Source organism: Dellaglioa sp. CoH-57-MRSF-18, from assembly GCF_056781995.1.
In genome coordinates this window covers 1-310 of record NZ_JBXAXX010000178.1, presented here as the reverse complement: position 1 = coordinate 310, position 310 = coordinate 1, and the positions used below count along the sequence as shown (strand labels likewise).

The 310-nt window shown below is 54.5% G+C and carries 1 protein-coding gene; it reads right to left on the bottom strand.

All coding sequences use genetic code 11. The features are described 5' to 3' along the window. The coding region (locus AC1RPG_RS08630; RefSeq protein ID WP_464238036.1) for a hypothetical protein at positions 1-264 on the bottom strand (264 nt) is incomplete at its 3' end. Positions 265-310: the final 46 nt, after the last annotated feature.

Here is a 310-nt window from a genome sequence, read left to right as displayed (position 1 = left end):
CCACTGAACAGTGTCACCCGCGTTGAATGCTACGAAGTCATGGTGACGACGCCCGTAACCAGAACCACCGTTCTTTGTGTTCTCCGATACGATGTTGCCATTGTGGCGTACCGTGGTGGTGTTGGCGTTATCATCGATAACCCACAGATGCATGAAGCCTGATTTAGTCAGCGGTTGGCCGAAGCCCGCAGGCGCGCTCGAACCGGTCCACGTGAACGTTCCTGTGCCCGACGTTATGGAGTTGTCGATAACATTGAGCGACATACCTCCACCAGCTTTACCGATAATGCTCAGCTGGTACCAAGGACCC